13 protein-coding genes are annotated in these 19,936 nt (G+C 71.9%); 4 read left to right on the top strand and 9 right to left on the bottom strand.

Going from position 1 to position 19,936, the window contains the following annotated elements; translation table 11 throughout:
* Nucleotides 1–154: 154 nt before the first annotated feature.
* The 4 genes from ACTOQ2_RS27235 to ACTOQ2_RS27220 all read right to left on the bottom strand — a co-directional run bounded on the left by ACTOQ2_RS27235 (nucleotide 155) and on the right by ACTOQ2_RS27220 (nucleotide 5,902).
* Nucleotides 155–1,015: an NAD(P)H-binding protein gene (locus tag ACTOQ2_RS27235; RefSeq protein ID WP_440103292.1), complete on the bottom strand. Its 861-nt coding sequence runs from the start codon at nucleotides 1,013–1,015 to the stop codon at nucleotides 155–157.
* 266 nt (nucleotides 1,016–1,281) lie between these two features.
* On the bottom strand, nucleotides 1,282–3,192 hold the full coding sequence (locus tag ACTOQ2_RS27230) for an ABC transporter ATP-binding protein (protein ID WP_440103290.1): 1,911 nt from the start codon (nucleotides 3,190–3,192) through the stop codon (nucleotides 1,282–1,284).
* Between the two features lie 92 nt (nucleotides 3,193–3,284).
* Nucleotides 3,285–5,018 carry an ABC transporter ATP-binding protein gene (locus tag ACTOQ2_RS27225; RefSeq protein ID WP_440103288.1) on the bottom strand — a complete coding sequence of 578 codons (1,734 nt, stop codon included), beginning with the start codon at nucleotides 5,016–5,018 and terminating at the stop codon, nucleotides 3,285–3,287.
* A 275-nt stretch (nucleotides 5,019–5,293) separates the two neighbouring features.
* Nucleotides 5,294–5,902 (bottom strand): TetR/AcrR family transcriptional regulator, encoded by a 609-nt coding sequence (locus tag ACTOQ2_RS27220; RefSeq protein WP_440103287.1) that lies wholly within the window; start codon nucleotides 5,900–5,902, stop codon nucleotides 5,294–5,296.
* Between the two features lie 318 nt (nucleotides 5,903–6,220).
* Here ACTOQ2_RS27220 and glyA point away from each other — a divergent pair, with 318 nt between their 5' ends.
* Nucleotides 6,221–7,558: a serine hydroxymethyltransferase gene (gene glyA, locus ACTOQ2_RS27215; RefSeq protein ID WP_440103286.1), complete on the top strand. Its 1,338-nt coding sequence runs from the start codon at nucleotides 6,221–6,223 to the stop codon at nucleotides 7,556–7,558.
* Nucleotides 7,559–7,904: 346 nt separating this feature from the next.
* Here glyA and ACTOQ2_RS27210 read toward each other — a convergent pair whose 3' ends face one another.
* Nucleotides 7,905–8,297, bottom strand: a complete 393-nt coding sequence (locus tag ACTOQ2_RS27210; protein WP_440103285.1) for a hypothetical protein — start codon at nucleotides 8,295–8,297, stop codon at nucleotides 7,905–7,907.
* 601 nt (nucleotides 8,298–8,898) lie between these two features.
* On the opposite strand from ACTOQ2_RS27210, the gene ACTOQ2_RS27205 reads away from it, so the two are divergent.
* Nucleotides 8,899–9,258, top strand: a complete 360-nt coding sequence (locus ACTOQ2_RS27205; RefSeq protein WP_440103283.1) for a DUF3140 domain-containing protein — start codon at nucleotides 8,899–8,901, stop codon at nucleotides 9,256–9,258.
* 191 nt (nucleotides 9,259–9,449) lie between these two features.
* Here the strand turns inward: ACTOQ2_RS27205 and ACTOQ2_RS27200 are convergent, their stop codons facing one another.
* The 3 genes from ACTOQ2_RS27200 to ACTOQ2_RS27190 all read right to left on the bottom strand — a co-directional run bounded on the left by ACTOQ2_RS27200 (nucleotide 9,450) and on the right by ACTOQ2_RS27190 (nucleotide 11,687).
* Nucleotides 9,450–10,427: an NAD-dependent epimerase/dehydratase family protein gene (locus tag ACTOQ2_RS27200; RefSeq protein ID WP_440103281.1), complete on the bottom strand. Its 978-nt coding sequence runs from the start codon at nucleotides 10,425–10,427 to the stop codon at nucleotides 9,450–9,452.
* 187 nt (nucleotides 10,428–10,614) lie between these two features.
* Nucleotides 10,615–11,085 carry a MarR family winged helix-turn-helix transcriptional regulator gene (locus tag ACTOQ2_RS27195; RefSeq protein ID WP_440103279.1) on the bottom strand — a complete coding sequence of 157 codons (471 nt, stop codon included), beginning with the start codon at nucleotides 11,083–11,085 and terminating at the stop codon, nucleotides 10,615–10,617.
* A gap of 146 nt (nucleotides 11,086–11,231) precedes the next feature.
* The gene (locus ACTOQ2_RS27190; RefSeq protein ID WP_362845950.1) at nucleotides 11,232–11,687 is read right to left on the bottom strand and encodes a hypothetical protein; all 456 of its coding nucleotides are present in this window, start codon (nucleotides 11,685–11,687) and stop codon (nucleotides 11,232–11,234) included.
* A 366-nt stretch (nucleotides 11,688–12,053) separates the two neighbouring features.
* Here ACTOQ2_RS27190 and ACTOQ2_RS27185 point away from each other — a divergent pair, with 366 nt between their 5' ends.
* A complete protein-coding gene (locus ACTOQ2_RS27185; RefSeq protein WP_440103277.1) occupies nucleotides 12,054–17,567 on the top strand; it encodes an amino acid adenylation domain-containing protein in 5,514 nt (1,837 codons plus the stop codon).
* A gap of 612 nt (nucleotides 17,568–18,179) precedes the next feature.
* On the top strand, nucleotides 18,180–19,190 hold the full coding sequence (locus ACTOQ2_RS27180; RefSeq protein ID WP_440103275.1) for an iron-containing redox enzyme family protein: 1,011 nt from the start codon (nucleotides 18,180–18,182) through the stop codon (nucleotides 19,188–19,190).
* A 120-nt stretch (nucleotides 19,191–19,310) separates the two neighbouring features.
* Here the strand turns inward: ACTOQ2_RS27180 and ACTOQ2_RS27175 are convergent, their stop codons facing one another.
* Nucleotides 19,311–19,901, bottom strand: a complete 591-nt coding sequence (locus tag ACTOQ2_RS27175; protein WP_440103273.1) for a hemerythrin domain-containing protein — start codon at nucleotides 19,899–19,901, stop codon at nucleotides 19,311–19,313.
* Nucleotides 19,902–19,936: the final 35 nt, after the last annotated feature.

Below are 19,936 nucleotides of genomic sequence, written 5' to 3'. Positions count from 1 at the left end.
TGCATGGCAGAGAGCGTCCCATATAGGACGAAATGAGACGTGTGGTGCCCTGACCGTGGAGGGTGGCCGTCCAGCGGTGACCTGCCGAGCCGAATGGTCGGCGCTGAAGCGATCTCATGCTCTGAACCTCATGCGGGCCCTGGCTCGGGGTGCGTCAACGGAAGTCGTCGGCGTGGTCGGCCGCCCACCGCCGGAACGGGGTGGCCGGTCTCCCGGTGAGCTCCTCCACCGTGGAGGTGACCGGCTCGGGGGAGGTCACCATCTGCGCGTACGCGTCGATCATTTCCTCCGCCGCCGCGGGCGGCCAGCCCTGGTCGAGCAGCTCGCGCAACGCGACCTCCGGAGAGAGCTCCTCCCAGCGGACCGGCCGGCCGACGGCCTCACCGATGACGGTCACCTGCTCGACCTGGGTCAGGGTCTCGGGGCCGCTCAGCACGTACCTCGCCCCGGCGTGGCCGGTGCCGGTGAGCACGCTCACCCCGGCGGCGGCGATGTCACCTTCGTGGGTCAGCGCCCTGGAGGCGGCTCCGTGGATCCAGCGGACGGTCCCGGTCTCCCGGATCTGCGAGGCCCACATCAGGGTGTTGGCGGCGAACCCGTCGGGCCGCAGGAACGTCCACTCCAGCCCGGACCGCTCGATCAGCCGCTCGATGAGGGCGTGGGAGCCGAGGATCGAGTCCGGGTCCTGCTCGGGCGCGCCCGGTACGGGGTCGGGGACGCCGCGTGCGGAGACGTAGACGATCCGGCGGGCGCGTCCGGCGAGCGCCTCGATGGTCGCGGGCGCCGCGTGGTCGGCCGAGAGGGTGGGCCAGACAAGGAACACCGACTCGACCCCGTCCAGGGCGTCGTCCAGCGTGGCGGGGTCGGCCAGGTCGCCGCGTACGACCTCGGCGCCCTCCGGGAGGGTCACAGACGCGGGGTCGCGGGTCAGCGCTCGCACCGCGACGCCCGCGTCGAGGAATTGGGACACGGCCTGCCCGCCGACCTTGCCGGTCGCTCCGGTGACCAGGATCATGCGGATCTCCTTCGATGGTGGGGATGTCCAGACCAGCCTGAGACCTCACCTTCGGTTGAGGTCAAGGGGACGCGGTACGGGCCGGAAGCGCCCGGGAAGAGGGCACCGGTGTCGAGGTCAGGCCGGTCTGGGACGCGCCCTCCTGAGCCGCCGGGGCGGGTCATGGCGAGTCATGGCGATGACCGGCGGCCGCGCCGGACACCCGCGACGCCCGGCACCACCCGCACGGTGTACGCGTGCGGGTGGTGCCGGGCGTGCGGCGGGGCTCAGCGTACGGCGGCCTCCTCGTCGTCCGTGACCACGGCGCCGCTGAACTGCGCCGAGTACAGGCGGTGGTAGGCGCCCCTCGCGGTGAGCAGCTCGTCGTGGGTGCCGTGCTCGACGATGCGCCCCGCGTCCATCACCAGGATGAGGTCGGCGTCGCGGATGGTGGACAGCCGGTGGGCGATGACGAAGCTGGTGCGGTCCGAGCGGAGCGCGGCCATGGCGTGCTGCACCAGGACCTCGGTGCGGGTGTCGACCGAGCTGGTGGCCTCGTCCAGGATGAGCAGGGACGGGTCGGCGAGGAAGGCGCGGGCGATGGTCAGCAGCTGCTTCTCCCCGGCGCTGACGTTGCTCCCCTCCTCGTCGATCACGGTGTCGTAGCCGTCGGGCAGCGTGCGGACGAACCGGTCGACGAACGTGGCGCGCGCGGCGGCCTGGAGCTGCTCCTCGGTGGCCCGCGGGTTGCCGTAGGCGATGTTCTCGCGGATGGTGCCGCCGAACAGCCAGGTGTCCTGGAGCACCATGCCGATGTGCGAGCGCAGGTCGTCGCGGCGCATCGCGGTGATGTCGACGCCGTCGAGGGTGATCCGTCCCGAGTCCAGCTCGTAGAAGCGCATGACGAGGTTGACCAGGGTGGTCTTGCCCGCGCCGGTCGGGCCGACGATCGCGACCGTGTGCCCGGGCTCGGCCACCAGGGACAGGTCCTCGATGAGGGGCTGCTCCGGGTCGTAGCTGAAGGACACGTGCTCGAACTCGACGCGGCCCCGCCTGACGGTGGGAGGCACCGGGACCGCGGGGTCCGGGGCCTGCTCCTCGGCGTCGAGCAGCTCGAAGACGCGCTCGGCCGAGGCCACCCCCGACTGCAGCAGGTTGGCCATCGAGGCGACCTGGGTGAGCGGCTGGGTGAACTGCCGCGAGTACTGGATGAACGCCTGCACGTCGCCCAGGCTCATCGACCCGGTGGCGACCCGCAGGCCGCCGACGACGGCGATGGCGACGTAGTTGAGGTTCCCGATGAACATCATCGTCGGCATGATGATCCCGGAGACGAACTGGGCGCCGAAACTGGCCTTGAACAGCTCCTCGTTCCGCTGCCTGAACACCTCCTCGACCTCGGGGCGGCGTCCGAACACCTTCACCAGCTCGTGACCGGTGAACGCCTCCTCGATGTGGGCGTTCAGGGTGCCTGTGTGGGCCCACTGCGCGACGAAGTGCTTCTGCGAGCGCTTCGCGATCTGCGCGGTGACGACCATCGACAGCGGGATGGTGATCAGGGCGATCAGCGCGAGCAGCGGCGAGATGAAGAACATCATCGCCAGCACGCCGATCACGGTCAGCAGCGAGGTCAGCAGCTGGCTCATCGTCTGCTGCAGGGTCTGGGACACGTTGTCGATGTCGTTGGTGACCCGGCTGAGCAGCTCGCCGCGCGGCTGGCCGTCGAAGAACCGCAGGGGGAGCCGGTTCAGCTTGTCCTCGACGTCCTCGCGCAGCCGGAACACGGTGCGCTGCACCACGTCGTTGAGCACGTAGCCCTGGATCCAGGCGAAGGCCGACGCCGCGACGTAGATGCCCAGGACCCACAGCAGGACCGTGCCCAGCGCGCCGAAGTCGATGCCCCGGCCCGGTACGAAGTCCTCCAGCCCCGCGAGCAGGTTGGCGAAGTTGTCGTTGCCCGACGCGCGGGCGGCGGCGATCGCCTGCTCGGGGGTCGTGCCGGCGGGCAGCTGCTTGCCGATCACCCCGGTGAAGATCAGGTCCGTCGCGTGGCCGAGGATCTTCGGTCCGATGACGTTCAGCACCACGCTGGTCACGGCGAGGGCGATCACGATGACGAGTTTCGGGCGGTCGGGATCCAGGCGCCGCATCAGCCGGCGCGCGGACGGCCCGAAGGTCATCGATTTCTCCGCGGGCATCCCGGCTCCCCCGAAGGGGCCGCGGCCGAAGCCGGGCCCTCCGGCCGGGGGGCCCGGGGGGCGCGGTCGCGTGGTCGTCGTGGGCCGGTCGCTCATGCTGCGGTCTCCGCGGCTAGTTGGGACTCGACGATCTCGAGGTACGTGGGGCAGGAATCCAGCAGCTCGTCGTGGGTGCCCAGGCCGACGATCACGCCGTCGTCCAGGACGATGATCTGGTCGGCGTCGGCGATGGTGGAGACCCGCTGGCCGACGATGACGATGGCGGCGTCGGCGGTGTGCGGGCGCAGGGCGGCCCGCAGCCGCGCGTCGGTGGCCAGGTCGAGGGCCGAGAACGAGTCGTCGAACAGGTAGATCTCGGGCTTGCTGACCAGCGCCCTGGCGATGGCGAGCCGCTGCCGCTGCCCGCCGGACACGTTCGTGCCGCCCTGCGCGATGGGCGCCTCCAGGCCCTCGGGCATCGCCTCGACGAAGTCGCGGGCCTGGGCGACCTCCAGCGCCTCCCACAGCTCCGCGTCGCTCGCGTCCGGGTTGCCGTACCGCAGGTTGCTCGCGACGGTGCCGCTGAACAGGTACGGCCTCTGCGGCACCAGGCCGATGCGCGTCCAGAGCGTCTGGGGGTCGAGGTCGCGGATGTCGACGCCGTCGACCGACACCGTGCCCGAGGTGGCGTCGAACAGCCGGGGTATCAGGGAGATCAGCGTCGTCTTGCCGGAGCCCGTGCTGCCGATGACGGCGGTGGTCTGTCCCGCCTCCGCGCGGAAGGAGATGCCGGACAGCACCGGTGCCGCCGCGCCCGGGTAGCGGAACTCGACGTCGCGCATCTCCAGTTCGGCGCGCCCGCTCACCTGCCGTACCGGGTCGCGGGGCGGCGTCACCGACGACTCGGTGTCGAGCACCTCGACGATGCGCTCGGCGCAGACCGCGGCGCGCGGGATCATCATCGAGATGAAGGTGGCCATCATCATCGACATGAGGATCTGCATCAGGTACATGAGGAACGCGGTGAGGGCGCCGACCTGCATCTCGCCGCTGTCGACCCGCGCGGCGCCGAACCAGAGCACGGCGATGCTGGAGACGTTGAGGATCAGCATCACGGTCGGGAAGATGAGCGCGGTCAGCCGTCCGACGCGCAGCGACGTGTCGGTCAGCGCCTGGTTGGCCTCGGCGAACCTGCGGGTCTCCTCGCGCTCACGGACGAAGGCGCGCACCACGCGGATGCCGGTGAGCTGCTCGCGCAGCACCCGGTTGACCGTGTCGATGCGGTCCTGCATCGCGCGGAACTGGGGGACCATGCGGGTGATGATCAGGCCGATCGACACCAGCAGCGCGGGGACGCAGACCAGCATGAGCCAGGACAGGCCGAGATCCTGGCGCAGGGCCATGATGATGCCGCCGACGCCCATGATCGGAGCGGCGACCAGCATCGTGCAGGTCATCACGACGAGCATCTGGACCTGCTGCACGTCGTTGGTGCCGCGGGTGATCAGCGAGGGGGCCCCGAACTGGGAGACCTCCCTGGCGGAGAACCCGCCGACCTGGTGGAAGACGGCCGAGCGGACGTCCCGCCCGAACCCCATGGCAGCGAGGGAACCGTAGTAGACCGCCGCGATCGCGCAGGCGATCTGCACGAGGGAGACGAGCAGCATCCAGCCGCCGGCGGACAGGATGTAGCCGGTGTCGCCGGTGGCGACGCCTCGGTCGATGATGTCGGCGTTCAGGCTGGGCAGGTACAGGGAGGCGATGGTGCCGACGAGTTGCAGCACCACCACGGCGGTCAGCACCCACGAGTAGGGGCGCAGGTACGTGCGGAGCAGGCGGGTCAGCATGAGGTCTCTTCACGTGGGATGGCCGGGCGAGGGGCGTCGTGCCGGGGATCCGGCCGCCGGCCGGTCTCGCCCGTCACCCCGGTAACCGGGATCATGGGGATCTCCTCCAGGGAGTGTCGGGGATCAGCCTGCGAGGTGAACCTCGGTTGAGGTCAAGGAGGACGTCGAGGCGAGGGATCGGGCCGAGGTGGATCGAGGCGGATCGAGGTGAGGGATCGGGTCGAGGCGGGGAGGGCGGGGGCGCCGGGGCCGTCGGGTCGTCGGGACGGTCGGGGTCAGGGAAGCGGTTCGGGGGCGCCGGGGCGCAGGCGGACCCCGTCGAGCAGCATGGAGACGATCTCCGAGGCGGTCACCGGGTCGTTCTCGACGAGCCGGGGATGGGTGCACGCGATGGTCAGCAGTTGCAGCCGGCGCGCGGCCTCGCGCGGTTCGAGCCGCAGCCGGTCGCGGGCGGGTTCGATCAGGTCGGTGAGCGCCTGCCGGATGAGGGCGCTCTCCTCGGAGAGGTTCTGGTGGTCGCGGCCGGCCTCGAGGGCTTTCAGCCCGATCGCGTCCACCACGCGGAAGATGCGCGCGGTGCGCCGCTGCAGGATCTCGACCGCCGCGACGAGCCGGACGTCCAGGGGAGCCGTACGGTCGACGGCCTCCAGCTCGTCCAGCAGCGGGGAGGAGTCGAAGGCGCTGGCGACGGCCGCGTTCACGAGCTCGTCCTTGGTGGTGAAGACCCGGAAGATCGTCCCCTCGGCCACGCCCGCGGCCTGCGCGATCTGCCGGGTGCTCACGTCGGGGCCCTCGGCGAGCACGAGCGACAGGGTGGAGGCGATGAGGGCCGCGCGCCGCTCGTCGGGGGGGAGGGGAGTCGCCCGCTGTGAGGTCGAGATCACGCCGGACATCCTATCCGATGAGTGAGTGAGCTGCTCACTCATTTAAAACGGCCCCCTTGTGCGGCGCTGAAGCTGTCCCATCGTGCGGCCTTGAAGCGGTCCTGTCCCGAGGTCGCGGGGATGCCGGTTGGGGAGACTGAAGGTGCGTCTGGGTTCCCTGTGGAAGAAGTGATCTTTTTCCGACAAATGTAGGAAAAAGCAGCTAGAAAGCCCATCTTTCACCTGATGCGCCGGGCGTCGTCGGCGATCTAACGTCGTGTGGCAGACACCGTGACGTCATCGCGACAGCCGTCTGCCTGTCGGCCAGGAGATCATCCGATGCCCCGTGCTCTCGCCCACCGTCCCTGGGTGCCCGCCGCCACCGAGGATCGCGTCCAGTCCGTCCTGAAGGCCGTGACGGATCAGACCGCCTCCACGGTCCAGAGCGAGATCGAAAGACTGGTGGCCGACAACCACCGCATCCACGACGTGGAGTCGGTCAACCTGAACCCGGCCACGAACATCATGAACCCGCGGGCCGAGGCCCTGCTCTCGGCCAACCTCGGGTCGCGGCCGTCGCTGGGCTACCCGGGCGAGAAGTACGAGATGGGCCTGGAGGCGATCGAGCAGATCGAGATCGTCGCCGCCGAGCTGGTCGCGGAGGTCTTCGGCGCGCGCTACGCCGAGGTGCGCGTCGGCTCGGGGGCGCTCGCGAACCTCTACACGTTCATGGCCACCTGCGAACCCGGTGACACGATCATCGCCCCTCCGGCGAGCATCGGCGGCCACGTCACCCACCACCAGCCGGGCGCGGCCGGCCTGTACGGGCTGCGGATCGTTCCCGCCCCCGTCACGTCCGACGGCTACACGGTGGACGTCGACGCCCTGCGAGAGCTCGCCGGGCGGGTACGGCCGAAGCTGATCACCATCGGCGGCAGCCTCAACCTGTTCCACCACCCCGTGGCCCGGATCCGCGAGATCGCCGACTCGGTCGGCGCCCGCGTGCTCTTCGACGCCGCTCACCTGTGCGGGATGATCGCCGGGAAGGTCTGGCCGCAGCCGCTCGACGAGGGCGCCCACCTGATCACCATGAGCACGTACAAGAGCCTGGGCGGTCCCGCGGGCGGCCTCATCGTGACCGACGACGCCGAGCTGGCCCAGCGGATCGAAGCGATCGCCTACCCGGGGCTGACCGCGAACTTCGACGCGGGCAAGACCGCGGCGCTCGCCATGACGATGCTCGACTGGAAGGCCGCGGGACCCGCCTACGCGCGGGAGATGGTCGCGACCGCGCGGCGGCTGGCGGACGAGCTGCTCGCCCTCGGGGTGCCGGTCTTCGCCGCCGAGCGCGGATGTACCCGCTCCCACCAGTTCGCCGTCCTGGCCCACCGCTACGGCGGCGGCCAGCGGGCCGCCCGGCGGCTGCGCGAGGCCAACCTCCTCGCCTGCGGCATCGGCCTGCCGTCGGAGGCGGTCGAGGGGGACACGAACGGCCTGCGCGTCGGTACGCCGGAAATCGTCAGGCTCGGGATGACCGAGGCGGACATGCCGGAGCTGGCCGCGTTCGTCGCCCGGGGCCTGGACGAGAACGTCGACCCGGGCACCGTGGCGCCGGAGGTCACCGAGTGGCGGAGCCGCTTCTCCGGAGTGCGCTTCACCGTGGACAACCCCGCCTGAGGAGGGCCGGCCGGTCAGGCTTGTCTCGGAGGGGTTTGTCCTGGACGGGACGTTCCGAGGTGACGGTGCGACCGACGGCCGGCCGCCCCCGGGCATCGCGGAACCGGCCGCCGGACAGGACGAGGGTGTCGAAGACCGGTTTGTGGTGACCGGCCTGGACACCCTCGTGACACATCTCATGTGAGGACCGACGACAGGATCGAAGGAACGCGGCGCCTTGACCGGTCGTTCCCGCTCGGCGTACCCCGGCGACGGCGCGGCGATCCGGCACGACGACAGGGGCCGGCGCGCCGACCACCAGGTCATCGATCGTCCACGACCACCGGCCCGCTTCGGAACCTCTCGGCTAGAAGGGGCTGCCGGGCGAGAAGTACTGATTGCCGCGCACGGAGTAGTGCTGGCGGCCGGGCGAGGAGCCGTCCTGGCGGCCGGCCTCGGGTTGTTGCCGCTGGCGGCCGGGTGAGGAGCGGGGCTGGTAATGGTCGGGTGAGGAGCGGTGCTGCTGGCGGCCGGGCGAGAAACGGTGCTGCTGGCGGCCGGGTGAGGAGCGAGGCTGGTAATGGCCGGGTGAGGAGCGGTGCTGTCGGTGACCGCCGGGGGACGGATCACTCAGAAGTACGGATACCGGAGCGGCTTCCTGGGGTGTCGCGTTCGCCCCGACGGGCTGAACCGGCATCGTCATGGCGACGATGAAGCCGGAGGCCGCCAATGTGCCGATGGTGAGAACGTGCTTGAACATGTCACTCCGTCTCTGATGTTTCAGTCCGGCATGCCGCCTGACCCTGCTGGGCGCCAATCCGGTTTCCAGAAATATGTGGAATCGATGTCACACAAAACGCTAGTTCAGGGGCATCCGGGCGTTCACCCCGTGTAAGACAAAGCCTTGGTCCGGGATCGCCGCCGAAGAGAAAGGCCGAGGTTACGCCGGAGCGAGAATTGCAGGTTCGACTCTGGAGGCAAATTTCGTCTTAAATTCTGACATTTAAGAAAATAGTGGCTGAATGGCCTTGGTCGCATGAGATCACTCTGCGGCAGGGCCGCCTTCCCCTCCTTGGAGGACTTTTTCGGAAGGCCCGTCCGAGAGGGTTCTGTTTCTGAGGGCTCGGCCGGTCGGCCGCCGCTGTCCGGACAGGGGCGTGCGCTCGGAGGGCGACCCCGCCCGAGGGTGGCTCTCATCCGGCTGCGGAGGCCTCTTTCCCCATCCGTGCCCCGGCTCTCGTGTTATCGGTGTGGAAGCCGGGGTAGGGCGGGCCGTGCGCCCGCCGTCGCGCGCACTCTCGCCGGCGGCCGGTTCGTGTCCGGGGCGTGGCCGTACCGGCCCGGCATGAGAGGAGAGCACGATGACCGACGAATCGGATCTGATCCTCGACCTGGTGTGGCAGGAGTTCCACGAGGTCGTGAACATGACGTCGGAGGAGCTGAGGGCTTTCCTGCTGGCCTCGGCCTCCGCGTCGGCGGACGGGGCCGACGCGGTGAGCCCGGAGGCGGCCATGCCGCCGCTCGGGCGCCAGGTGCTCCAGGTTCTCGGTAAGCGGAAGGCCGACCTGACCGCCGACGACGTCGAGACGATGCGGCAGGCCGTCGACCGCGTCGAGGACACGCTGGCCGAGGGAGCGGTCGACGATGACGACGACGACCGGCGGCGGGCGCTGCTGGAGGTCGGACACAACCCGCTGCGGCCTTCACGGCTGGGGAGCTGACCCCGGGACGCGGCCGGGTGCCGACGTCCCCGGTTCGGCCCTGGCTCGATCGCCCCGGGTGAGCGGCCTTCGGCGCGGCGGTTCCGGACGGGCGGCCGGGCGCCGACAATCGCGGCCCGCAGCTCCGCCCGATGTCCGGGAGCCGATGACCGTTGGCCGGAGGCCGGAAGGGCGACGGCCGGAGGTCCGTTCTAGGCGCCGCGCGCGGACCAGCGGGACAGCAGCTCGGCCTCCCTGGCGGGGGTGATCGCGGCGTCCGTCGAGAAGGACGACTCCGCCTCGCGGATCTCGCGGATCGACCGCCCCAGGGGCCGCGGGTCGAGCCCCGCGGCGCGGGCGGCGGCGGGGTCGGCGGTGTTGACCGACATCCACGGGTCGCCCTCGGACCACAGGGGCAGCGACCGGCCGGTCTCGCCCTGGGCGAGCAGGAAGTCCTGCCCGACCCAGGTCAGGGTCGTTCCCGGCGGCCCGACCTCGGCCGCGATCGCCTCCAGCATGTCGCCGAAGGAGAACGGCGGGGGAGGGCTGACCGTGTGGAAGGTGCCCGAACGCGTCCCCTCGACCATGGAGACGATCCAGGCGGCCAGGTCGCGGGCGTCGATCACCTGGATGGGGTCGCCGGGGTCGCCGGGCGCGAGGACCTCGCCGCCCCGCGCGATCCGGTTGACCCAGTAGGTGAAGCGGCCGGTGTGGTCGTGCGGGCCGATGACGTACGTGGGCCGCACGATCAGCGTCGGGAAGCCGAACGCCTCCGCCGCGGCCCGCTCGCACAGCACCTTCAGCGCCCCGTACGTCTCGCTCGTCACCGTCTCGGGGACCGGTCCGTCGAGCTCCGCCAGAGGCGAGTCCTCGGTGAAGCCCCGCGCCTCGGGCGTCCGGTAGACCGCGGTGCTGGAGACGAAGGCGTACTGGCCGGTGGAGAGCGCGCCGGAGAGCGAGGTCACCTGCGAAGGGAAGTACGCGCTGACGTCGATCGTCGCGTCCCACTGCCGGTCGTGCAGCACGGACAGGTCGGCGTCGCGGTCGGCCCTCAGGTGCTCGGCCTCGGGGAACAGCCCGGGGCCGGACCGGCCGCGGTGCAGCAGGGAGACCTCGTGTCCGGCCGCGAGCGCGGCCCCGGCGATGTGCCGGCCGACGAACCGGGTGCCGCCGACGATCAGGATTCGCATACCCGCCATTGTCCCCAACCGGGCGGGGCGCCCACGTCGCGGTACGCGCTCCCGAGAGCCGGGCTCTCCATCCGCCGCCGCCGGGATGAGGGAGGTTCCACCCGGTGACGTTCCCTTCGGTGAGGTCCCGCTCACCGGGCTCCCGTTCGGACGGAGTGCTTCGCGCGCCGGCCGCTCCCGTGAACGTTCAGTGGCCGCCGAACCAGCCGGGGACGTCCAGGCGGAAGACGTCCTGCGGGGTCACGGCGCGCAGGTCGGCCTCCAGGGCGCGCAGACGGTCCTCGCCGAGGGTCCTCGCCCAGCCCGCGCGCAGGTCCTCGAAGATGCGCGCCGACCGGACGAGGCTGTCGACGCCCCGCTCGGTGAGCCGCACGATCTTGCGGCGGGCGTCGCCGGGGTCGGAGCCGCGCTCGACGTAGCCCAGTTGCTCCAGGGCGTCGACCGTCTTGCCGGCCGCCTGCTTGGAGACGCCCAGCCGCCGGCCGAGTTCCACGGCCGTGGTGCCCTCGGGGCCGATCGCCTGCAGGACGAAGCCGTGCATCGGCCGCATGTCAGGGTGCCCCTGGCGGGCGAGCTCCGCGTGGAGCTCGTCGATGAGGACCCGGAAGCCGAGGAAGAGCCGGAGCGGCAGCTCGAAGCCCGGAGGGTCCGCCGTCACGATCGCCTCCCGGCCCGCTGTCTCGACAATGGTGTTGTCGAGCTTAGGGACCGCCGCCGTACCCTGTCATCCGTGGCGCGGCGGTCGCACGCCCGTCACGGATGACCGGGCGGTCGCCGTGTCCGCTCGTTGGCGGCGCGGAGCCCTCACCGTGCGCGGCCGTCGGGGCGGCGCTGGTCCTGGAGCCACTTGTCGGTCTGGCGGGTCGCGTTGGGCGCGGCGGGAGTGCCGGGCGAGCGGCGGGTGGCGCGGGTCTCGGTCACGGTGAAGTCGGCCACCACGTGCCGGTTGTGCAGCAGGAAGCCGACGACGCCCGCGATCGCCTGCACGCTGTCGCCCGCGCGGGCGCGGCCGGTCAGCAGGTAGACCAGCGGCGTGGACGGCTGGTCGAGGGCGAAATGGCGGCCGTGGTGGTGCGCGTCCTGGAGCGTCCTGATCGGGATCGGCCGCGAGGTGGTGAACCACGCAGCGACCTCCCAGAAGGGATTCGACGTGTCGGGGTCGCTCGACTCCTCGTAGCAGGTCGTGCAACCCCGGCGAGCGTCCTGCCCGTGGGGGCACGCCCAGGCGGCGAGGTCATGCGGCATGCTGCGCTCGGACATGAACCGACCGTACCTTCCCGTACCGGGAGACCGGTGCTTCCCCCGCTCCCACGCGCCGGGCGCCGTGTTTTCCCCGGCGTTTCCCGGCACTTCTCCGGCGGCTCCCCGGGGTTTCCCCGGCGCCTCCCCGGTGGTTCCGCCGGTTCGCGGTGAGGACCGCCACCCCTTTCCTGCTGCCGGAAGTGGCCAGTGGACCTTGATGGAGTCGCGGATCTTTTTAGGATACCTTCTTTCCTATTCCGCGCACACCGGGGTGCGCATCCGATGGTTTCCGTGGATTCATCGTGAGCGCGCCGCGCCCCCCGCACCCAGGCGCCGCGCTGTTCCGGCGTACCCGTGGAGACGTCGTCACAGGGGGATGAGGCCGTGTCCGTCGCCGATCTGTCCGATGCCAGGCGGGATCTGCTCAGGCGCAGGCTCCGGGGCGGGGCCGTCGACACCGAACGCCCCGAGATCCCGCGCAGGCCCGAGGGCACGCCTCCCCCGCTCTCCCCGGCCCAGGAGCCCCTGTGGTTCATGGAGCACTTCACCCCGGGCACCTCCACGTACACCCTCCCGGTCGCGGTGCGGCTGCGCGGCCCGCTCGACGTCGACCGGCTGCGCGACCTGCTGGCCACGCTGACGGACCGGCACGAGAGCCTGCGCCACCGCTTCCCCGCGACGGAGGACGGGCGGCCCGCGGTCCACGTCGTTCCCACCGCGCCGGTGCCGCTGCGCCTGGCCGAGGCCGCCACGGACGCGGAGGCCGCCGAGCTGATCGGCGCGGAGAGCGCCGAGCCGCTGGACCTGGCCGAGGGGCCGCTGCTGCGCGCCACCCTGATCAGGATCGCCGACGACGAGCACGTCCTGGCGCTGTTCGTCCACCACATCGCCGCCGACGGGCAGTCGACCCAGCTGCTCTTCGCCGACCTCCTCGCGCTGTACCGGGGAGACGCCCCCGCCGCGCCCGCCGTCCGGTACGGGGACTTCGCGCTCTGGCAGCGCGAGCGGTCGTTCGAGCGGGAGCTGGCGTTCTGGCGCGGGGAACTGGCCGGGCTGCCCCGCGCCGAGCTGCCCTCGGACCGGCCGCGCCCGCCCCGGCTGGCCTTCGACGGCGCCTCCCACGTCCACCGGCTCGACCCCGAGCTGGTCACCGCCCTGACCGGGCTGGGCGCGGAGCGCGGCGCGACCCGCTTCATGACCCTGCTCGCCGCCTTCCAGGTGCTGCTCGCCCGCTACAGCGGCCGGGACGATCTCGCCGTCGGCACGCCGGTCGCCGGGCGGACCAGGGCCGGACTGGACGACGTGGTCGGTATGTTCGTCAACACCCTCGTGCTCCGCGCCCGCCTCGACGGCGACCCCGGCTTCGCCGAGCTCGTCACCCGCACCCGCGACGTGGTCATCGACGCCCTCGACCACCAGGAACTGCCCTTCACGCGACTGGTCGACGCGCTCGACGTGCCCCGCGACCCGAGCAGGCAGCCGCTGGCCGACGCGCTCTTCTCCATGCACGACTTCGCCGTCGCCGCGGGCGCCGCCGGTGACCTGGTGGCCGAGGACTTCGCGATGGCGCCGGGCTCGGCGCGCTACGACATCGAGCTCTACCTGGTCCCCACCGCCGACGGCGGCATGACCGCCACCTTCACCTACCGGACCGCGCTGTTCGACGCCGCGACCGTCGAGCGGATGGCCGGGCACCTGGAGAACCTCCTGCGGGACGCCGTCGCCCGCCCCGGCGTCCCGGTGAGCGAGCTGGAGCTGCTCGGGGAGGCCGAGCACCGTCTCCTCACCGAGGAGTGGAACGCCACGGCGGCCGACTTCCCCGCCGGCGCGACGCTGCACGGCCTCGTCGAGGCCCAGGTGGCGCGGAGCCCCGACGCTCCCGCGGTCACCTTCGGGGGCGAGTCGCTGACCTACCGGGAGCTCGACGAGCGGGCCGCCGGGGTGGCCCGCGTGCTGCGCGGCTCGGGGGCAGGGCCGGGATCGCTGGTCGCGGTCTGCGCGGAGCGGTCGGCGGAGCTGGTCACCGGGCTGCTGGGCGTGCTCAAGACGGGGGCGGCCTACGTGCCGCTCGACCCCGACCACCCCGCCGACCGGCTCGCCTTCATGCTCTCCGACGCGGGCGCCGCCGTGGTGCTGACCCAGCGGCACCTGGCGGACTGGATGGCCAGGCACGGTGCCACCGTCCTCGCCCTGGACGATCCCGCCGTCTGGGCCGCCACCGGGGACGCCGATGACGCCGATGACGCCGATGACGCCGGGGATGCCGGGGATGCCGGGGATGCCGGGGCCGCTCCGGGTGGTGCGGGCGAGCCGGGCGCGGCAGGCGCGATGGGGCCGGGCGCGGGTGGCGCAGTGGAGCCGGGCGCGGCGGCGTACATGATCTACACCTCCGGCTCGACGGGCAGGCCGAAGGGCGTGCCGAACAGCCACCGCGGCATCGTCAACCGCCTCGACTGGATGCAGAGGCGCTACGGCCTGACGCCGGACGACGTCGTCCTGCAGAAGACGCCCGCCGGCTTCGACGTGTCGGTCTGGGAGTTCTTCTGGCCGCTCATGACGGGCGCCAGGATGGTGCTGGCCGAGCCGGGCGGGCACCGCGACCCGGCCTACCTGCGCGAGCTGGTGGCCTCGGAGGGCGTCACCACGACGCACTTCGTCCCCTCGATGCTCGGGATCTTCCTGTCGGAGGACGGCGTACGGGACCTGACCTCGCTGCGGCGCGTCATCTGCAGCGGGGAGGAACTCCCGGTCGACCTGGCCCTGCGCTGCCTCGCGACCCTGCCGGGCGCCGAGCTGCACAACCTCTACGGTCCCACCGAGGCCGCCATCGACGTCTCCTCCTGGCACTGCACCGCGGAGGCGCTCGCGGGCAGGACGAGCGTGCCGATCGGCGCGCCGATCCAGAACATCGCGCTGCACGTGCTGGACCCGCACCGCCGCCCGGTGCCGGTGGGGGTGCCCGGCGAGCTGCACATCGGCGGGGTCGGCGTCGCCCTCGGCTACCACCGGCGGCCCGAGCTCACCGCCGAGCGGTTCTTCCCCCTCGGCCACGACCGCGTCTACCGGACCGGCGACGCGGCCCGGTGGCTGCCCGACGGCACGATCGAGTTCCTCGGCCGCCTCGACGACCAGGTCAAGCTGCACGGCCTGCGGATCGAGCTGGGAGAGATCGAGGCGGCGCTGCGGGAGCGCGCGGGGGTGCGCGACGCCGCGGTGATCGTGAGGGAGGACGTGCCGGGGGACCGGCGGCTCGTCGCCTACCTCGTCGCGGACGAGCCGCCGGAGACCGCCCGGGTGCGGGTCGCCCTAGGCGGCACCCTGCCCGACTACATGGTCCCCTCGATGTTCGTCACCCTGGACGCGCTGCCGCTGACGCCGAACGGCAAGCTGGACCGCAAGGCCCTGCCCGCCCCGGAGAAGCCCGGGGCCGCCGAGTACGTCGAGCCGGAGAACGACGCCGAGCGGGCGATCGCCGCCGTCTGGGAGCAGGTGCTCTCGGTGGAGCGCGTCGGCGCGAACGACGACTTCTTCGACCTGGGCGGCAACTCCCTGCTGGCCATCCAGGTCGTGGCCAAGCTGCGCAGGGCCCTGCCCGAGGGCAGCCCGCAGGTCGGCCTGGTGGACCTGTTCTCCTTCCGCACCGTGCGGGAGCTGGCCGGGTTCGTCGGCGGTTCCGGCGGCGGAGGGATCCGCCCGCTGCTCCAGCGGCTCACCCCCCGCCGTACCGTGACGCGCAGCTACGTCTGCGTCCCCTACGGCTCGGGCAGCGCGATCGTCTACCAGCCGCTCGCCGACGCGCTCCCCGAGGACCAGGCGCTCTACGCCGTCGCCATCCCGGGCAACGACGTCGGGCTGGACGAGGAGCCCGAGGAGTTCGACGAGGTCGCCAGGCGCTGCACCGAGGAGATCCTGCGGACCGTCGAGGGGCCGGTCGTGATCTACGGTCACTGCGGGGTCGGCGCGGGCCTCGCCACCGAGCTGGCCAGGCGCGTGGAGGCGGCCGGACGCGAGGTCGAGGCCGTCTACATCGGGGCGATCTTCCCCTTCGCCCGTCCCCGGGGCCTGATGCGGACCCTGTCGCGCATCGGGGAGTTCGAGAGCCTGCGCCGCAGCCAGGGCGACATCAACTGGCTCAAGGCGCGGGGCGTCGACCTGGAGGAGCTCGATCCGGGGGTGGCCGACCGGATCGTCCGCACGATGCGCCACGACGGCAAGGCGGCCGAGAAGTACTTCACCGACCTGTTCGACACCCCCGACCGCGTCCGGCTGCGCGCCCCGGTCGTCTCGGTGATCGGCGAGCGCGACCCGGCGACCGACTTCTACGAGGAGCGGTTCAGGGAATGGCACTTCATCGCCGACACCGCGGCCCTGGTCGTCCTCGACGAGGGCGGGCACTTCTTCCTGCGCTACCGGGCCGAGGAGCTGGCCGGGATCCTGCAGATCCACGACCGGCTGGACGCGCCGCCGGAACGCGGTCCCGACGACACCTGGTGGGTCCACGGGGTCGCCAGGACCTCGGACCCGAAGGACGGGACGGATGCGAAGGGCGGGAAGGACGCCGTGCGGCCCAGCATGGCGCGCTTCCTCACCTTCTCCGCGGGCCAGCAGATATCCATGATCGGTTCCGCGCTCGTCGGGTGGGCGCTGCCGCTCACGGTGCTGGTCGACTCGGGTTCGGTGACGCAGTTCTCGATCCTGGCCGTGCTCAACCTCGCGGGGCTGCTGATCTCGCCGCTGGCCGGTGCGATCGTGGACCGGGGCGACCGGCGCCGGGTGATCCTGCTGGCCGACTGCGCCTCGGCCGCCATCCAGGGGGTACTCGCCGGGATCATCCTGTTCGGCGACCTCCAGCTCTGGCACATCTACCTACTGATCATCTCGTTGTCGGTCGCGAGCAGCTTCCAGCGGCTGGCCTACAACTCCGCGGTCCCGCAGCTGGTCCCCAAGCACTACCTCGGCCACGCGATCGGGGTCACCCAGATGGCGGGCGGCGTGGCGCAGCTGGTCGTACCGCTGATCGCCGCCGGTCTGCTGGCCTGGATCGGGCTGGGCGGCATCGTCGCGATCGACGTGGCCAGCTACGTCTTCGCGATCGTCGTCGTGCTCCTCGTCCGCTTCCCCGACACGCTGCCGTGGCGGCCGAGGGAGCCGCTGACCACCGAGATCGCCAAGGGGTTCGGCTACACCTGGAACGAGCGGGGCCTGCGCTCGATGCTCGCCTTCTTCGCGGTGCTCAACATCTTCCTGTCGCCGCTCATGCTGCTGGTGTCCCCGCTGGTGCTCTCCTTCGCGACCCTCGCCGACGTCAGCCGCATCTCGGTGGTGAGCGGCCTCGGCGTGCTGCTCGGCGGGCTCACCATGGCGCTGTGGGGCGGGCCGCCCAAGCGGCGCTTCCGCGGTGTCCTGGCCGCCACGCTGGCGATGGCCGCGGGAAGCGTGATCGTCGGCCTCAGCCCGTCGCTGGTGACGATCGGGATCGGCGCGTTCGCGCTGACCTTCTTCCTCACCGTGATGAACTCGATCTACACCACGATCGTCCAGATCAAGGTGCCGTACCGCTACCACGGCCGGGTCTTCGCGCTGAACACCCTGGTCGCCTGGTCGACCCTGCCGATCGGCATGGGGCTGGTGGCCCCGCTGGGCGCCGCCCTGCTCGACCCGCTGCTCGTCCCCGGCGGCACGCTCGCCTCGACGGTCGGCGCGGTGATCGGGGTGGGACCCGGCCGGGGCATCGGGCTGCTCTACCTGCTCTGCGCTCTCGGGATGGTGCTGGTCGTCGCCGGGTCGCTGCGGGTCAGGAGGTTGGTGGGGCTCGACACCGAGATGCCCGACGCCCTCCCCGACGACCAGGTGGGACTGGAGGCGATCGAGGCCCGCCGCGCCAGGGTGAACGCCTGACCGCACGCCGGGCGCGGGCCCGTCCCGAGGAACGCGGTACCGGACCGATCTGGACGGCCGAAGTGCCGCCCGAGCTACCGGAGTACCCGCATATTTCGTTGTTTCTGCAGTTCATCGGATGGAAGCAGCGATCTTGGGGGCGTTTCGCGGGCTCCGGGGCGGGCATCGGACCGGTCTGGGGGTCATCGAACGGGGGGACGCATGGCGCGCGGGTTCGACGCGTCCGCTCACTACGGGCGGCGTATCGCCGACGTCCACGACGACGGCACCACGGTGAAGGATCCCCCCGGGGCCGCGAGCGGACCCCGGACGGCTCCCGGTCTCCCCGCGCCCCCGAGCCTCCCGGCCCCTTCGGAGTCTCCGTTACGGCCGCGCACGCGGGGGCGCTCCGAGTCCTCCGGATCGTCGCGCCTCCCGGCTCCCCCGGAGTCTCCGATCCGGTCGCGCACGCCGGGGCTCCCGAGGTCCTCCGGCTCGTCACGTTCTCCGGCGCCCTCGAAGTTCCCGCCGGCCCCGCCGTCGCTGTCCCCGTCGCCTTCGCCGCGCTCGAAGCGGAACCTCCCGAACCCGCGGGATCCGGGGGTTCCCGGCCAGGCTCCTGCGCTGCCCGCCGTGCGAGGCCCGATCACCTCCCTGCTCTTCGAACGGCTGGTACGCCCGCCGCACCGCTTCGGTCTCCTCTCGCTCCCGCTCCTGTCGTTCCCGGCGCGTTTCGCGGGCCCGGTCCTCGGGGACGAGGACGTGCAGCTGGCCCTCTTCGTCTGCTACGAGCTGCACTACCAGGGCTTCGACGGTGTGGACGACCGGTGGGAGTGGAATCCCTCCCTGCTGGAGGTGCGGGAGATCCTGGAGGCGCGGTTCGAGGAGGGGCTGGCGCGGGCCGTGCAGTACCCGCCAGGCTCGCGGCCCGAGCAGACGCGCCAGGCCCTGGCCGAGCTGGTGGCCGCCGCCGTCGACGGGCCCGACCTGGCGGGGTTCCTCCAGCGGCAGGCGGACCTGGAGCAGTTCCGCGAGTTCGTCACGCACCGGTCGGTCCACCATCTCAGGGAGGCCGACCCGCACACCCTGGCGATTCCCCGGCTGAGCGGCCGTCCCAAGGCCGCGCTGGTGGAGATCCAGGCGGACGCGTACGGCGGCGGGAGGGCCGAGCGGATGCGCTCGGAGCTGTTCCGGGCCACCATGCGCGGGCTGGACCTGGACGACTCCTACGGCGCCCACCTCGACCGGGTCCCGGCGATCACGCTGGCCGTCTCCAACGCCATGTCGCTGTTCGGGCTGCACCGGCGCCACCTCGGAGCGCTGCTGGGCCACCTGGCGGCGGTCGAGATGACCTCCTCGGCGCTCAACCACCGCTACTCCCTGGGCCTGCGCAGGCTGGGCGGTGACGAGGCGGCGCGGCGTTTCTACGACGAGCACGTGCGCGCCGACGCGGCCCACGAGCAGATCGTCGCCGGCGACATGTGCGGCGGGTTCGCGACGCGGTACCCCTCGCGGGCCGGCGACGTCCTGTACGGCGCGGCCTGCGCCCTGGCCCTGGACCGGCTCTTCGCCGAGCACGTCATGAGCCACTGGCGTCGCGGCACCTCCTCGCTGCGGGAGGCGGGCGCGGCGACGAGGTCGTGACCGGCCCCGCCCCCGCCCCGCCTTACCTTGCCTCCTGCCGCCCCGCCTCCCGCCACCCGGCCTCGCCGGGGCCCCGTGACCGGCCACCACCGATGAGAGCGGCAGGGCGGACGCCGTACCTCAGCCGCCGTGCCCCCGCATGGCCTGGCGGATCACGTCGCGCGTCCGGTCCACGATCGCCAGAGGCGGCCCGAACAGCAGGTTCATGACCATCGACTCCGTACCCGGGTGCGGGTGGGTCGGGGCCAGCGCCTCGGCCGCCTTCACCCCGGCCGCCATCGCCCGGCGCTCGGCCACGCTCGTCCGGGCGCGCAACCGGGCGAACTCGTAGCGCTCCTCGGCCTGGGCGTGGGCCAGCACCGCCGCCCGCAGCACCTGGAGATGTTCGGAGAAGTCGGGATGGCCGGTGCCCAGCCTCTCCAGGTCGACGAGCAGCTGCTTCGCCTCCCTCTCCTCCGCGAGGCGGTCGCCGACCACCTCGTCCCCATCCTCGATCTTGAGACGCGCGTAGGGGTGCACGATCTCCTCCTCGGCGGTCTCGTGCACCGCCAGCATCCGCACGAGGCGCTCGAAGGCCTCGGTCCGCCGTGCCCCCGCGGGGGATTCCTCGACCTCGTCGAACAGGTCCCTGATCATCGCGTGCTGGCGCACCAGCAGGTCCACGACGTCGTTCTCGCCCATCAACTCGGGCACGGTCCGGCGGTCACTCATGGGTCCCCCTGTGTCGTCTACCAGGTCGATTACCC

Origin of the sequence: Streptosporangium sp. H16 (assembly GCF_051918855.1) — a bacterium.
Lineage (GTDB): Bacteria > Actinomycetota > Actinomycetes > Streptosporangiales > Streptosporangiaceae > Streptosporangium.
Note: the sequence above shows the minus strand (reverse complement) of the source record. Positions and strands in the feature narration are given on the sequence as shown.

Bases quoted from the DNA above. Each gene is read 5' to 3' on its own strand.
- ACTOQ2_RS27210 (WP_440103285.1), bottom strand. From the start codon at position 8,297: ATGTTCAAGCACGTTCTCACCATCGGCACATTGGCGGCCTCCGGCTTC.
- ACTOQ2_RS27175 (WP_440103273.1), bottom strand. From the start codon at position 19,901: ATGAGTGACCGCCGGACCGTGCCCGAGTTGATGGGCGAGAACGACGTC.
- ACTOQ2_RS27235 (WP_440103292.1), bottom strand. From the start codon at position 1,015: ATGATCCTGGTCACCGGAGCGACCGGCAAGGTCGGCGGGCAGGCCGTG.
- ACTOQ2_RS27230 (WP_440103290.1), bottom strand. From the start codon at position 3,192: ATGCCCGCGGAGAAATCGATGACCTTCGGGCCGTCCGCGCGCCGGCTG.
- glyA (WP_440103286.1), top strand. From the start codon at position 6,221: ATGCCCCGTGCTCTCGCCCACCGTCCCTGGGTGCCCGCCGCCACCGAG.
- ACTOQ2_RS27225 (WP_440103288.1), bottom strand. From the start codon at position 5,018: ATGCTGACCCGCCTGCTCCGCACGTACCTGCGCCCCTACTCGTGGGTG.
- ACTOQ2_RS27190 (WP_362845950.1), bottom strand. From the start codon at position 11,687: ATGTCCGAGCGCAGCATGCCGCATGACCTCGCCGCCTGGGCGTGCCCC.
- ACTOQ2_RS27200 (WP_440103281.1), bottom strand. From the start codon at position 10,427: ATGCGAATCCTGATCGTCGGCGGCACCCGGTTCGTCGGCCGGCACATC.
- ACTOQ2_RS27205 (WP_440103283.1), top strand. From the start codon at position 8,899: ATGACCGACGAATCGGATCTGATCCTCGACCTGGTGTGGCAGGAGTTC.